We start from the raw sequence: 14405 nt of genomic DNA on the forward strand, positions 1-14405 counted from the left end.
TTGATATAGATAGTAAATGAAGCATGGACACAATCCATTACGCTCTTCACGCCCATTTGTGGGTTTTAGTTAATGATAAAAAATGTGCTTTCCGGTACTATGCGGCGGTTTTTTCCGCAAGACTGAGAGTTCATGATGTCCACCACACTGTTTAAAGATTTCACTTTTGAAGCCGCTCACCGTTTGCCTCACGTACCCGAAGGGCATAAGTGCGGTCGCCTGCACGGCCACTCCTTTATGGTGCGCCTTGAGATTACGGGTGAAGTCGATCCGCATACCGGTTGGATCATGGATTTCGCCGAACTGAAAGCGGCGTTTAAACCGACTTACAATCGTCTGGATCACTATTATCTGAATGATATCCCGGGCCTGGAGAATCCGACCAGCGAAGTGCTGTCGCGCTGGATTTGGGAACAGGTGAAACCGGTTGTGCCGCTGCTGAGCGCGGTGATGGTGAAAGAGACCTGTACGGCGGGTTGTGTTTATCGCGGGGAGTAAGAGCGATTGAGATGCGTGTATTCCTGCGGGGATATGCGCATGCAACAACGCGAAAACTTTGTTCCTGGTAAACATTGCTGATTCAATTTTCAGGCATGAAGATTGTTGGAATCAGTTGCTATTTTTTTATCCGTAATACAGTTTGATGCTGAATCTGCAGCAGGTACGTTTAACGGTAAATCGGCAGGCACCAGGGTGCCATGTTCACGTGGGTTCGACTCCCATCCCGCTGTAGACTCACTCCTCATTTTTCCCTCAATATATTTACTGATTGCGCTTTAGATTGGCCTGCAGGCAGGTGACTTCTCATGACGTTTTTTGCGAGCGGCCAATTTCCGCAGCTGGAACTGAAGATACAAGGTCAGCGACGCGATCATTTGTAATGCACCTTTCTGATACTGTGGTATATCCCCGCTGGCACGGGGAACTCCATGATTTCCATGACCCCATTACCAAATCACCCGGTTTATCCCCGCTGGCGCGGGGAACTCCCGCCCTTACCACCGGCGATTGCTAAAATACCCGGTTTATCCCCGCTGACGCGGGGAACTCTGCGTAATGGCGTTGAGTAATAACCGCGCGAACGGTTTATCCCCGCTGGCGCGGGGAACTCACCAGAGCAGCGAACTGAAGCGGAGGATTAACCGGTTTATCCCCGCTGGCGCGGGGAACTCATTGCGCGGCCATATTGAACAGGTTCGCGAAACGGTTTATCCCCGCTGGCGCGGGGAACTCGGGCATGGTTAATAACCCGGCATTACTTGAGGCGGTTTATCCCCGCTGGCGCGGGGAACTCCCGTCATGAAGGTACTACAAGACGCGTTGAGCCGGTTTATCCCCGCTGGCGCGGGGAACTCTCTAAACATAACTCACTGTTTTAAAACATCTTATTCACCAACAAACATCCCACCAACGTACCACATCAATTTCTTTCACAAATCCGCATTATTAAGGAGCTGCTAACCCATTAATTTCAATAAATAAACCATCAGCCTTGTTAAAGTCAGCCCAAAAACACCAAAAGAACTCGACTGAGTTTCGCGCGTTCGGCAAAAGGCCGCTGAGAAAAATATGGGAATGACGACTAACATCCCACTTTAGAGGGAAAAATCTATGAGGAAGGTGCGAAAACGGACAGCCAAAGCTGTCCGTTTATCATCAACTTGTCACCGACCATAAGAATGGTCAACGGAAAGTGAAATCAGGCAATATTCAAATACTTATGCGTCTGCATCGACAAACGCCAGTTGCGCGCAATGCAGGTGTCAATGCACAGGCGTGTGGCATCTTCTTTCTGGCTAATCGGCTGCAGGGCAATCACACGCTGTTTGTCATCCGTCAGCGTCTCCAGCAGCTCGTCCAGCGCTTCAATATCGCGCACGCGGCCTACCGGATGCTTGATTTCATCAGCGCGCTCCAGCGCCTGCGATAGCACGTCATAGCCGCCGCGCATATTCACTTTCGGGGAAACCGTGACCCACGTGGTGTGCGTGCAACGCACTTCGTGCGTACCGCTGGTTTCAATCTGGCAGCTATAGCCGTTTTGCTCTAGCAGCGTTGTCAGCGGGGTGAGGTCGTGAATGCAGGGTTCGCCGCCGGTGATGACAACATGCTTCGCTGTCCAGCCCTGACGGGCAATGGCGGTTAACAGATCGTCTTCCCCTGCAGCGCCCCATTTATCGCTCTCTTTGGTTTTTGCCAGGATGCTGAACAGAGACACTTCCCGATCGCTAAGTTTTTCCCAGGTATGCTTGGTATCACACCAGGCGCAGCCCACCGGGCATCCCTGTAAACGAATAAAGATAGCGGGAACGCCAGTGAAGTAACCCTCGCCTTGCAGGGTCTGGAACATTTCATTAATCGGGTACTGCATAATCATCTCTGTAAAAGGGGTATGCGGTAATTATCGCAGATTTATGCGGGAGGGTCATGTTTGCCCGTGCATTCTCTTACAGGCGTAAAAAAACCCGCCGAAGCGGGTTTTTATTAAGAGTTAAAAGCGGGGCGATTAAGCCTGGCCTTTGATCTCTTTACGACCGTTGTACGGAGCTTGTTCGCCCAGTGCTTCTTCGATACGAATCAGCTGGTTGTATTTAGCAACACGGTCAGAACGGCTCATAGAACCGGTTTTGATCTGGCCTGCAGCAGTACCGACCGCCAGGTCAGCGATGGTAGCGTCTTCAGTTTCGCCAGAACGGTGAGAGATGACAGCAGTGTAGCCAGCGTCTTTCGCCATTTTGATCGCAGCCAGAGTTTCGGTCAGAGAACCGATCTGGTTGAATTTGATCAGGATGGAGTTAACGATGCCTTTTTCGATGCCTTCTTTCAGGATCTTGGTGTTGGTTACGAACAGATCGTCACCAACAAGCTGGATTTTGTCGCCCAGTACTTTGGTCTGGTATGCAAAACCATCCCAGTCAGATTCGTCCAGGCCATCTTCGATGGAGACGATCGGGTACTGTTTGGTCAGTTCTTCCAGGAAGTGAGTGAATTCTTCAGAGGTGAACGCTTTGTTGCCTTCGCCAGCCAGAACGTATTTACCGTCTTTGTAGAATTCAGACGCTGCGCAGTCCATCGCCAGAGTGATGTCTTTGCCCAGTTCGTAGCCTGCTGCTTTAACCGCTTCAGCGATGACAGCCAGCGCTTCTGCGTTGGAACCCAGGTTCGGCGCATAGCCGCCTTCGTCACCAACAGCAGTGTTCATACCTTTAGCTTTCAGAACTTTAGCCAGGTTGTGGAACACTTCAGAACCCATACGTACGGCTTCTTTCAGGGATTTCGCGCCAACCGGCTGAATCATGAATTCCTGGATGTCGACGTTGTTGTCAGCGTGCTCACCACCGTTGATGATGTTCATCATCGGAACCGGCATGGAGTATTTACCCGGGGTGCCGTTCAGTTCAGCGATGTGAGCATACAGCGGCAGGCCTTTAGCGGCAGCAGCAGCTTTAGCAGCAGCCAGAGAAACGGCCAGGATTGCGTTCGCACCGAAGTTAGATTTGTTTTCAGTACCGTCCAGGTCGATCATGATTTTGTCGATGCCAGCCTGATCTTTAGCATCTTTACCCAGCAGAGCCTGAGCGATTGGGCCGTTAACAGCTGCAACAGCTTTCAGTACGCCTTTACCCATGAAACGGGATTTGTCACCATCGCGCAGTTCCAGAGCTTCGCGGGAACCAGTAGAAGCACCTGACGGAGCAGCTGCCATACCGACGAAACCACCTTCCAGGTGTACTTCTGCTTCAACAGTCGGGTTACCACGGGAGTCGATGATTTCACGACCGATGATTTTAACGATTTTGGACATTAGGTTTTCCTCAGTACAAGTTAAACTAAAACTCCAGACAAACAACGCCCCTCATGGGGCGTTGCCGTTCTAACTTTTTTACTTACTTCGCCTGACGTTTCTGGTACTCGCTGGCGGCTTTTACAAAGCCTGCAAACAGCGGGTGCCCATCACGAGGTGTAGAAGTAAACTCCGGATGGAACTGACAAGCAACGAACCACGGGTGATTCGGAACTTCGATGATCTCGACCAACTGATCATCCCCGGAACGGCCCGCAACGCGCAGACCTGCAGCTTCAATCTGTTTCAACAGCATATTGTTGACTTCGTAGCGGTGACGATGACGCTCAACGATAGTTGGCGCATTGTACATCTTACGAACCAGGCTATCGTCGGAGAGCTGGCACTGCTGTGCGCCCAGGCGCATGGTGCCGCCGAGATCGCTCTTCTCGGTACGCACTTCAACATTACCTTCTTCATCACGCCACTCGGTAATGAGCGCCACAACCGGGTACTTACAGTCTGGCACAAATTCCGTAGAGTTGGCGTTATCCATACCCGCCACGTTACGTGCAAACTCAATCAACGCAACCTGCATACCCAGGCAAATGCCCAGATACGGAATATTGTTTTCACGCGCATAGCGTGCGGTAGCAATTTTACCTTCGACACCACGGTAGCCGAAACCACCAGGAATCAGGATAGCATCTAAATCTTTCAGAATTTCGACGCCACGTGTTTCAACATCTTGCGAATCGATCAGTTTGATGTTGACGGTTACACGATTTTTCAGGCCACCGTGTTTCAGCGCTTCGATAACTGATTTATAGGCATCCGGCAGTTCAATGTACTTGCCGACCATACCGATAGTCACTTCGCCTGCCGGGTTGGCTTCTTCATAGATAACCTGTTCCCATTCAGACAAGTTAGCTTCCGGACAGTTCAAGCTGAATCGTTTACAAATATAATCGTCCAGCCCCTGAGATTTCAACAGGCCTGGAATTTTATAAATGGAATCGACGTCTTTCATCGAAATAACGGCTTTTTCTGGCACGTTACAGAACAATGCAATTTTTGCACGTTCGTTAGCCGGAATCGCACGATCGGAACGGCAAACCAGGATGTCAGGCTGAATACCAATGGACAGCAGTTCTTTCACAGAGTGCTGAGTCGGTTTGGTTTTGACTTCACCCGCCGCCGCCAGATAAGGCACCAGGGTCAGGTGCATGAACAGCGCGTGTTCACGGCCAATATCAACCGCCAATTGGCGAATCGCTTCAAGGAACGGCAGGGATTCGATATCACCTACGGTACCGCCGATTTCAACCAGAACAACGTCATGGCCTTCACCGCCAGCAAGTACGCGTTCTTTGATAGCGTTAGTGATGTGCGGGATAACCTGTACGGTCGCGCCCAGATAGTCGCCACGGCGCTCTTTGCGCAGGACATCTGAGTAGATACGGCCGGTCGTGAAGTTATTGCGGCGAGTCATTTTGGTGCGGATGAAACGCTCGTAGTGACCCAGGTCCAGGTCGGTTTCAGCGCCGTCTTCAGTAACGAACACTTCGCCGTGTTGGATCGGGCTCATGGTGCCTGGATCGACGTTGATGTACGGATCCAATTTCATCATGGTTACGTTGAGGCCACGGGCTTCAAGAATGGCTGCCAGGGAGGCTGCGGCAATGCCTTTACCCAGAGAGGATACGACCCCGCCGGTCACAAAAATATAGTTCGTTGTCATGCTGAACCTGAGAAGTTAGGGTGAAACGATGGAATAACCAGGACGGGAAAACAGTATACCCGAACATGACGAGCGCCACAAACTTTCATTCTCCCTCCCCTATGTTCTTCAGGCCGCGTTAATGTTGGTTTTCTTCGGGTTAAACAGGGCATTACACTGCTATTCACCCAGAGAATTACTCCGTTATCACCTTGATGTCTCACGAATAAGTGATGAATGCATCTCAGCACGGAGTCTCAACAGAGATAAGGAGTGAGAAAATAGCCGCTTTTGGCTAAATGTTTTTGACGCAAATCAAGCGCTTGTCATTTAAAAAATCACACAAATTGCGCTTGATCGCGAAATTTCCTTAGAGATCATGTTCCTGTCGTTTTACCTCCTGCCATACCTCTTCCATGGTATTCAGGTCTACTCCGGTCATTTCCAGGCCCCTGGCGGCGACGATTCGCTCAACTTCACGAAAACGGCGTTCAAATTTAAGATTGGCCTTTTGCAGCGCGGTTTCGGCTTTTACGCCTAAATGGCGTGAAAGATTCACCGTGGCGAACAATAAATCACCCACTTCCTCTTCCAGTTTGGCTTCATCAATCACCGCCTGCTTCGCTTCGTGCATCACTTCGTCAATTTCTTCATGCACTTTATCCAGCACCGGGCCGAGCGTGTCCCAGTCAAAGCCAACCGCCGAGCAGCGTTTCTGAATTTTGTGCGCGCGCATTAACGCCGGGAAGCTGTGTGGAATATCATCCAGCGCGGAGGTCTGCGCTTTTTCAGCGCGTTCGGCGGTTTTGATTTGCTCCCAGCGCGCCAGCACTTCGCTGCTGTTGCCTGCGGTCGCGTCGCCAAAGATATGCGGGTGGCGGCGTTCTAATTTGTCGCTGATGGCCGCGCAGATATCGTTGAAGTCGAAGCGTCCCTCTTCCTGCGCCATCTGGGCGTAAAACACCACCTGGAACAACAGGTCGCCGAGTTCGCCGCGCAGGTCGTCAAAATCTTCACGGGCGATAGCGTCGAGCACTTCGTAAGTTTCTTCGAGGGTGTATGGCGCGATGGTGCTGAAGGTTTGTTCTCTATCCCACGGACAGCCGGTTTCTGGGTCGCGCAGGCGCTGCATAATGGTGAGAAGGCGGGTGATTTGGTCCATGTAAAATCCTGGAAAATTGAAAAGATATAGGCCGGATAAGGCGAAGCCGCATCCGGCGTTGCGATAGTGCCGGATACGGCTTCGCCTTATCCGGCCTGGAAGAATTTACCCCCCGTGCAAACGCCGCGCGTCTATCACATCCGGCACCTGGTTCAGTTTGCCAAGCACGCGGCCCAGCACCTGCAGGTTGTAGATTTCAATGGTCATGTCGATGGTCGCCATCTGCTGCCTGGTATCGCTGCGGCTGGCGACGCCGAGGACGTTGACCTTTTCGTTGGCGAGGATGGTGGTGATATCGCGCAGCAGGCCGCTACGGTCGTTCGCCGTGACGCGCACCACCAGCGAGTAACCCGCCGAGTAGCTTTCGCCCCACACGGCGTCCACCAGGCGTTCCGGCGCATGCGCGCGCAGTTCGACCAGCTGTTCGCAGTCGGCACGGTGAACGGAAATACCGCGCCCCTGGGTGATAAAGCCCACAATCTCATCGCCCGGAATGGGCTGGCAGCAGCGAGCAATGTGGTGCATCAGGTTACCGACGCCTTCCACCACCACACGGCCATTGTCCTTGCTGCGGTTTTGCGGAGTGTAGGTTTTCTGCTGCAACTGTTTCAGCGCCGCCGCGTCTTCTTCTGCCGCGCTCGGTTTGTTGAACTGCGCCTGCAGGAAGTTGACCATCTGGTTAAGACGAATGTCGCCGCCGCCAATCGCCGCTAACAGCTCTTCCACGTCGTTGAAGTTGTAACGCGGCAGCAGATGTTTTTCCGCTTCCTTCAGGCTGATGCCCAAATGCTCAAGCTCGTCATCCAGAATTTGACGCCCGGCCAGCACGTTTTTATCGCGATCCTGTTTACGGAACCAGGCGTGAATTTTCGAACGCCCGCGACTGGTTGTGACGTAGCCCAGGTTCGGGTTCAGCCAGTCACGGCTCGGGTTCGGCTGCTTCTGGGTGATGATTTCAATCTGATCGCCCATCTGCAACTGATAGGTGAACGGCACGATGCGTCCGCCAATTTTCGCGCCAATGCAGCGGTGGCCGACATCGCTGTGAATGTGATAGGCGAAATCAAGCGGCGTCGAGCCTGCCGGTAAATCGACAACATCACCTTTCGGTGTAAACACATAGACACGGTCGTCAAAGACCTGGCTGCGCACTTCGTCGAGCATTTCGCCGGAGTCGGCCATCTCTTCCTGCCACGCAATCAGCTTACGCAGCCAGGCGATGCGGTCTTCGTGGCCGCTACGCGGGCCAGGTGCCGCCGTGCCCTCTTTGTATTTCCAGTGCGCGGCGACGCCCAGCTCAGCATCTTCGTGCATCTGTTTGGTACGGATCTGAATCTCAATTGTTTTGCCGCCAGGCCCCAGCACCACGGTGTGGATGGACTGGTAACCGTTCGGTTTCGGGTTGGCGACATAGTCGTCAAACTCATCCGGCAGGTGGCGATAGTGAGTGTGTACTATCCCCAGCGCGGCATAGCAGTCCTGCAAACGTTCGGCGACGATTCGCACCGCGCGCACATCAAACAACTCATCAAACGCGAGCTGTTTTTTCTGCATTTTGCGCCAGATGCTATAGATGTGTTTTGGTCGCCCGTACACTTCCGCTTTCACGCCTTCGGTTTTCATTTCGGCACGCAGATGCCCCACGAACTCAGAAATGTAGTGTTCGCGGTCGATACGGCGTTCGTGCAGCAGTTTGGCAATGCGCTTGTATTCTGCCGGGTGCAGATAGCGGAAGCAGTAGTCTTCCAGCTCCCACTTCAACTGGCCGATACCGAGTCGGTTCGCCAGCGGCGCGTAGATGTTGGTACACTCTTTCGCCGCCAGAACGCGTTCATCCTCTGGCGCGTCTTTCACTTCACGCAGATGGGCAATGCGCTCTGCCAGCTTGATAACCACGCAGCGGAAGTCGTCCACCATCGCCAGCAACATGCGGCGCACGTTATCGACCTGATCGGAGGAAACGGAATCCGTGTGGGTGGCTTTCAGCTGGCGAATGGCTGCCATATCGCGCACGCCGTGGATCAAGGTGACGACGGATTTCCCGGCGCTTTCAGCAAGCACCTCTTCGGAAACTACGTTAGCGTCCACCAACGGGAACAGCAAGGCGGCGCGAAGGGTGTCGTTATCCATACTGAGCATCGACAGAATCTCTACCATCTCCACGCCGCGCCAGAGCAGAAGCTCGGCGTCCGGGTGATTCTGGGTGTGCTGTCGACAATAATCCCAGGTCTCGGCTAAGCGCTCACACGACTGCTGGCTGGTAATTCCCAGACTTGAGATCCATTTTTGTGAGTCAAACTCACCAGCTTTATTTAGATGTGCACTTCTTACCGCAACCATTGTCCTCTCCTTAAGGGACCGGGCCTGTCGAAGTCGACAAGCCACAATTATTACTTACGCTCAAACAACACCATTGATTCCAGATGCCCAGTGTGCGGGAACATGTCAAGCATTGCCATACGCTGAATTTGGTAACCCGCACGTAAAAGCGCTTCACTGTCACGCGCAAGCGTAGCGGGGTTACAGGACACATAGACCATCCGCGTTGGCGCTAATTTTATAATATGTTGCATCACGCCCGGTGCGCCTGCGCGGGCAGGATCGAGTAAAATTTTGTCAAAGCCGTGCTTTGCCCAGCTCTGACGCGTTACGTCCTCTTCCAGATTCTCATGGAAAAACGTGACATTCTGTAAATTATTCAGCGCCGCATTTTCCTGGCCTTTCGCCACCAGCGCCGGAACGCCCTCTACGCCAATGACGCTGGCGGCGCGTTTTGCCAGCGGCAGCGTGAAGTTGCCCATGCCGCAGAAAAGATCGAGCACGCGGTCCTCTTTCTGTATATCGAGCCATTCAAGCGCAGTGGCGACCATTTTTTGGTTTACACCATCGTTCACCTGAATGAAGTCGCGCGGGCTGAACGTTAAGCGTAGTCCGTCTGAGGAATACCAGGGCACTTCACCGCTTACGCGTTCAAGTATCTCGCTTTCGGGCGCGAGATACAGGGAAAGACCTGAAGAATGCGAAAAGCGTTCCAGTTTTTCTCTGTCCTGCTCACTCAGCGGCGCGGTATGGCGAAGCACCATTAGCGGGCCGTTGTCAGCGCTCACTAACTCAACGTGCCCCAGGCTGCGTTTGCCTTGCAGCGTATTCAGGCATTCGCGCAACGGCACCAGCAATGCCTCAAGAGTGGGCACCAAAACGGGGCACTGCACCACATCGACGATATCGCTGGCGTTGGCTTTGCGAAAACCCATCTGCAACTGCTGCGTTTTAGGCTGGTAGTTCAGGCTCAGGCGCGCACGGCGGCGGTAGCCCCAGGGCTGGGCCGCAATCATCTCTTCTACGTCGCGCTTCATCAGGCGCGCGAGTGCGGCCTGTTTACTGCGCTGCTGTAGTGCAATCGAGGCGTGTTGCTGCTGGCACCCGCCGCAGACGCCAAAATGCGGGCAACGCGGTTCTACACGCTCCGGGCTGTCGCTTAAGCGCCGTTTTACCTGCCCACGGGCATACTGTTTTTTATCTTCCGTCAGGGTAATTTCCGCGCGTTCATCAGGAAATAATCCATTGATAAATAGCGCCTTACCGTTGTTACGCGCAACACCCTGACCAAAGGGATCGAGGTCACTGACTGTCACAGTTATGATCTGGCGCGTCGTCACGCGCCGTTTTGCAGAGTAGAATTGCGCCATCGTAGAGATTTTTCTCAATCAAACATATTACCCTGATTCTCCCACAACGGACCTTCATGACCAACTACAGCCTGCGTGCGCGCATGATGATTTTGATCCTGGCCCCGACCGTACTCATCGGTTTGCTGCTCAGCATCTTCTTTGTCGTTCACCGCTATAACGACCTGCAGCGTCAACTCGAAGACGCTGGCGCCAGCATTATCGAACCGCTTGCCGTCTCCAGCGAATATGGAATGAATTTGCAGAACCGCGAATCCATTGGCCAGCTCATCAGCGTGTTGCATCGCCGTCACTCTGATATCGTGCGGGCAATTTCGGTGTATGACGAACATAACAAACTGTTCGTGACCTCGAACTATCAGCTCGACCCGACCGAACTGCGCTTGCCCAACGGGCAGCCTTTCCCGCGACGGTTGAGCGTAGTGCGCCACGGCGACATCATGATTTTACGCACGCCGATTATCTCAGAACACTATTCACCGGATGAATCCCCGCAGTCAGAGGCAAAAACTCCGGTCAATATGTTGGGCTACGTCGCGCTGGAGCTGGATCTCCGCTCCGTGCGGCTTCAGCAGTACAAAGAGATTTTCATCTCCAGCGTGATGATGCTGTTCTGTATCGGCATTGCGCTGATCTTCGGCTGGCGTTTAATGCGCGATGTGACCGGGCCGATTCGCAACATGGTGAACACGGTTGACCGCATCCGGCGCGGGCAACTCGATAGCCGCGTGGAAGGCTTTATGCTGGGCGAGCTGGATATGCTGAAAAACGGCATTAACTCGATGGCAATGTCGCTGGCGGCATATCATGAGGAGATGCAGCACAACGTTGACCAGGCCACCTCTGACCTGCGTGAAACGCTGGAGCAGATGGAAATTCAGAACGTCGAGCTGGATCTGGCGAAAAAGCGCGCTCAGGAAGCCGCGCGTATTAAGTCTGAATTTCTTGCCAATATGTCACACGAACTGCGTACGCCACTCAACGGCGTGATTGGCTTTACCCGTCTGACGCTGAAAAGCGAGCTGAATCCCACTCAGCGTGACCACCTGAATACCATTGAGCGTTCGGCGAATAACCTGCTGGCGATCATCAACGATGTTCTCGACTTCTCGAAACTGGAAGCCGGTAAACTGATTCTGGAAAGCATTCCGTTCCCGCTGCGTAACTCGCTGGATGAAGTGGTGACGCTGCTTGCTCACTCCGCCCACGATAAAGGGCTGGAGCTGACCCTCAACATCAAAAACGATGTGCCGGATAACGTCATCGGCGACCCGCTGCGCTTACAGCAGGTGATTACCAACCTGGTCGGTAATGCGATTAAATTTACCGAACACGGCAACATTGACGTGCTGGTTGAGAAACGCGCGCTCAGCAACAATAAAGTACAGATCGAAGTGCAAATCCGCGACACGGGAATTGGTATTCCGGAGCGCGATCAGTCGCGGCTGTTCCAGGCATTCCGTCAGGCAGACGCCAGTATTTCTCGCCGCCACGGCGGCACCGGGCTGGGGTTAGTGATCACCCAGAAACTGGTGAAAGAGATGAGCGGGGATATCTCCTTCCACAGCCAGCCAAATCGCGGCTCAACCTTCTGGTTCAATATCAATCTGGATCTCAATCCGAATGTTCTCTCGGACGGGCCATCCACACAGTGCCTGAAAGGCAAGCGCCTGGCGTACGTAGAAGCGAACGCAGCCGCTGCGCAGGCCACGCTGGATATGCTGGCCTCGACACCACTGGAGGTCATTTACAGCCAGACCTTCTCCGCGCTGCCGGTTGAGCATTACGACATCATGCTGATAGCGATTCCGGTTTCGGTACGCGACCTGGAGCATCATCGTGAGAAGCTGTCGCAGGCCCGTGCAATGACCGATTACCTGCTCCTCGCGCTGCCTTGCCATGCGCAGGTTGATGCAGAAGCGTTGAAAAGAGAGGGGGCCGCTGCCTGCCTGTTGAAACCGCTAACCTCAACGCGTCTGCTGCCTGCGCTGACAGATTATTGCCGCACAACGCAACCCGCGCTGGAACTTCAGGATGACGACGCCCGCATCGCCATGACGGTGATGGCGGTAGATGACAACCCGGCCAACCTTAAGCTGATTGGCGCGCTGCTCGGCGACCAGGTTCAGCATGTTGAGCTGTGCGAGAGCGGTCAGCAGTCGATTGAGCGCGCCCGCGAAATGCAGTTTGACCTGATTCTGATGGATATTCAGATGCCGGATATTGACGGTATTCGCGCCTGCGAACTGATTCGTCAGTTGCCGCATCAGCAGCAAACGCCGGTGATTGCGGTGACCGCGCACGCCATGGCCGGGCAGAAAGAAAAACTGCTGAGCGCGGGTATGAACGATTATCTGGCGAAACCCATCGAAGAAGATAAGCTGCGCAATCTTCTGCTGCGTTACAAACCGGGGCTATCTGCGGCGACGCTGCCGACCGCGTCTGAGCCCGTAGAACCTGCAATCGATCTCAACACCACGCTCGACTGGCAGTTGGCACTGCGTCAGGCCGCGTATAAACCGGACCTTGCACGCGAGATGCTGCAAATGCTGGTCGCCTTCCTGCCAGAGGTACGTAACAAGGTGGAAGAGCAACTGGTGGGGGAAGAGCCGGAAAATCTGGTGGACGCCATTCATAAGCTGCACGGTAGCTGCGGCTACAGCGGCGTGCCGCGCCTGAAACACTTGTGTCATTTGATTGAAGGGCAACTGCGCAACGGAACGCCTGCGGAAGATCTGGAGCCTGAGTTTCTGGAACTGCTGGATGAGATGGACAACGTGACGCGCGAAACGAAGAAGATGTTGGGATGAGAAGATAGCCTTTGCCGGATGGCGCTAACGCTTATCCGGCCTACGTTTAGTGCCGGATGAACATTAACGCCATCCGGCATTTTACAGCGATAATCTCTGCCCCATCCTCAGCACCGCCGCGATATTCCGCGCCGCCATAAACAGATTATCTTCGGCATCCCGCAATGCGTCTTCCAGCGTGCAGATGCGATACAGCACGCTAAACACCGCATCTAACCCATGTTCATGCACGACGCCGACATCCGGCGTCAGGCTGCCGCCAATCGCGATGACCGGCACGTTATAGCGCTTTGCCACGCGCGCCACGCCTACCGGTACTTTGCCGTGAATGGTCTGGCTGTCGATACGCCCTTCCCCGGTAATCACCAGGTCAGCGTCAGCCACCAGATTATCAAGATGCAGCGCGTCGGTAACAATTTCGATGCCAGGGCGAAGCTCTGCGCCGCAGAATGCATACAGCGCCGCGCCCATTCCGCCTGCCGCCCCACCCCCTTCCAGCGCCAGCACGTCAATATCCAGACAGCGCTTCACGCATTGCGCATAGTGCTCAAGCGCCGCATCAAGTCGGGAAATCATCTCGGGTGTTGCGCCTTTCTGCGGGCCAAACACGGCGGATGCGCCCTCTTCGCCCGTCAGTGGGTTGGTGACATCACAGGCAACCTCAATACGACACTCAGCCAGACGTGCATCCAGCTCGCTGATATCGATACGTTCAAGCGTCTCCAGCCCCGCGCCGCCGGGGGCAATGGCCTGGTTATCCGCCGTTAACAGCTTCACGCCCAGCGCCTGCGCCATGCCTGCGCCGCCGTCATTGGTCGCGCTGCCGCCAAGGCCAATAATAATATGCTTTACGCCCGCATCTAAGGCGTGGCGAATCAGCTCCCCGGTTCCCCAGGATGTTGTAGTCAGCGGGCAGCGTTTGTCGCCTGGAACGAGCTCCAGCCCGCTGGCCGCCGCCATTTCGATAAAGGCGCTTTGCTCATCGCCAGACAGGCCGTAAAAACCCTGCACCGTGTCGCCCAGCGGGCCGGTAACCTCTACTTCGACGACACGCCCCTGAGTAGCGGCAACCATCGCTTCGACGGTACCTTCACCGCCATCCGCAACGGGAAGTTTATGGTAATCCGCGTCGGGGTAAATTTCGCGAAAACCCCGCTCGATGGCACTCGCCACCTCCAGCGCGCTCAGGCTTTCCTTGTACGAATCCGGTGCAATTACAATCTTCATTGGCTGTCCTTAT

9 protein-coding genes and 1 CRISPR repeat array are annotated in these 14405 nt (G+C 54.1%); of the genes, 2 read left to right on the top strand and 7 right to left on the bottom strand.

Annotated elements, in window-relative coordinates; all coding sequences use genetic code 11:
* Positions 1 to 132 precede the first annotated feature (132 nt).
* A complete protein-coding gene (gene queD, locus ACWWFX_RS03170) occupies positions 133 to 498 on the top strand; it encodes a 6-carboxytetrahydropterin synthase QueD (protein ID WP_473223202.1) in 366 nt (121 codons plus the stop codon).
* A gap of 401 nt (positions 499 to 899) precedes the next feature.
* Positions 900 to 1355: a CRISPR direct-repeat array (repeat unit 29 nt; unit sequence CGGTTTATCCCCGCTGGCGCGGGGAACTC).
* A gap of 344 nt (positions 1356 to 1699) precedes the next feature.
* On the opposite strand, the gene queE is transcribed toward queD, so the two are convergent.
* From queE to rlmD, 6 genes are all read right to left on the bottom strand, one after another.
* Positions 1700 to 2371 (bottom strand): 7-carboxy-7-deazaguanine synthase QueE, encoded by a 672-nt coding sequence (queE, locus tag ACWWFX_RS03175; protein WP_015963240.1) that lies wholly within the window; start codon positions 2369 to 2371, stop codon positions 1700 to 1702.
* A 135-nt stretch (positions 2372 to 2506) separates the two neighbouring features.
* Positions 2507 to 3805: a phosphopyruvate hydratase gene (gene eno, locus ACWWFX_RS03180; RefSeq protein WP_276224008.1), complete on the bottom strand. Its 1299-nt coding sequence runs from the start codon at positions 3803 to 3805 to the stop codon at positions 2507 to 2509.
* A gap of 82 nt (positions 3806 to 3887) precedes the next feature.
* On the bottom strand, positions 3888 to 5525 hold the full coding sequence (gene pyrG / locus ACWWFX_RS03185; protein ID WP_253897762.1) for a glutamine hydrolyzing CTP synthase: 1638 nt from the start codon (positions 5523 to 5525) through the stop codon (positions 3888 to 3890).
* A 349-nt stretch (positions 5526 to 5874) separates the two neighbouring features.
* Positions 5875 to 6666: a nucleoside triphosphate pyrophosphohydrolase gene (gene mazG, locus ACWWFX_RS03190; protein ID WP_473223203.1), complete on the bottom strand. Its 792-nt coding sequence runs from the start codon at positions 6664 to 6666 to the stop codon at positions 5875 to 5877.
* A gap of 105 nt (positions 6667 to 6771) precedes the next feature.
* Positions 6772 to 9006 carry a GTP diphosphokinase gene (gene relA / locus ACWWFX_RS03195; RefSeq protein WP_276224003.1) on the bottom strand — a complete coding sequence of 745 codons (2235 nt, stop codon included), beginning with the start codon at positions 9004 to 9006 and terminating at the stop codon, positions 6772 to 6774.
* A gap of 50 nt (positions 9007 to 9056) precedes the next feature.
* Entirely contained in the window at positions 9057 to 10355 is a 1299-nt protein-coding gene (rlmD, locus tag ACWWFX_RS03200; protein ID WP_473223204.1) for a 23S rRNA (uracil(1939)-C(5))-methyltransferase RlmD, read from the bottom strand.
* A gap of 56 nt (positions 10356 to 10411) precedes the next feature.
* Between rlmD and barA the strand changes: the two genes are divergently transcribed.
* Complete coding sequence (gene barA / locus ACWWFX_RS03205) at positions 10412 to 13165, top strand: two-component sensor histidine kinase BarA (RefSeq protein ID WP_276223999.1); 2754 nt, start codon at positions 10412 to 10414, stop codon at positions 13163 to 13165.
* An 81-nt stretch (positions 13166 to 13246) separates the two neighbouring features.
* Here barA and ACWWFX_RS03210 read toward each other — a convergent pair whose 3' ends face one another.
* Positions 13247 to 14392 carry a glycerate kinase gene (locus ACWWFX_RS03210; RefSeq protein WP_473223205.1) on the bottom strand — a complete coding sequence of 382 codons (1146 nt, stop codon included), beginning with the start codon at positions 14390 to 14392 and terminating at the stop codon, positions 13247 to 13249.
* Positions 14393 to 14405 lie beyond the last annotated feature (13 nt).

The organism is Pseudocitrobacter sp. 2023LY-00077 (genome assembly GCF_055796175.1).

What these genes read in the sequence shown, in the direction of transcription:
- queD (WP_473223202.1), top strand. Translation starts at nt 133, where the DNA reads ATGATGTCCACCACACTGTTTAAAGATTTCACTTTTGAAGCCGCTCAC.
- queE (WP_015963240.1), bottom strand. Translation starts at nt 2,371, where the DNA reads ATGCAGTACCCGATTAATGAAATGTTCCAGACCCTGCAAGGCGAGGGT.
- eno (WP_276224008.1), bottom strand. Translation starts at nt 3,805, where the DNA reads ATGTCCAAAATCGTTAAAATCATCGGTCGTGAAATCATCGACTCCCGT.
- pyrG (WP_253897762.1), bottom strand. Translation starts at nt 5,525, where the DNA reads ATGACAACGAACTATATTTTTGTGACCGGCGGGGTCGTATCCTCTCTG.
- mazG (WP_473223203.1), bottom strand. Translation starts at nt 6,666, where the DNA reads ATGGACCAAATCACCCGCCTTCTCACCATTATGCAGCGCCTGCGCGAC.
- relA (WP_276224003.1), bottom strand. Translation starts at nt 9,006, where the DNA reads ATGGTTGCGGTAAGAAGTGCACATCTAAATAAAGCTGGTGAGTTTGAC.
- rlmD (WP_473223204.1), bottom strand. Translation starts at nt 10,355, where the DNA reads ATGGCGCAATTCTACTCTGCAAAACGGCGCGTGACGACGCGCCAGATC.
- barA (WP_276223999.1), top strand. Translation starts at nt 10,412, where the DNA reads ATGACCAACTACAGCCTGCGTGCGCGCATGATGATTTTGATCCTGGCC.
- ACWWFX_RS03210 (WP_473223205.1), bottom strand. Translation starts at nt 14,392, where the DNA reads ATGAAGATTGTAATTGCACCGGATTCGTACAAGGAAAGCCTGAGCGCG.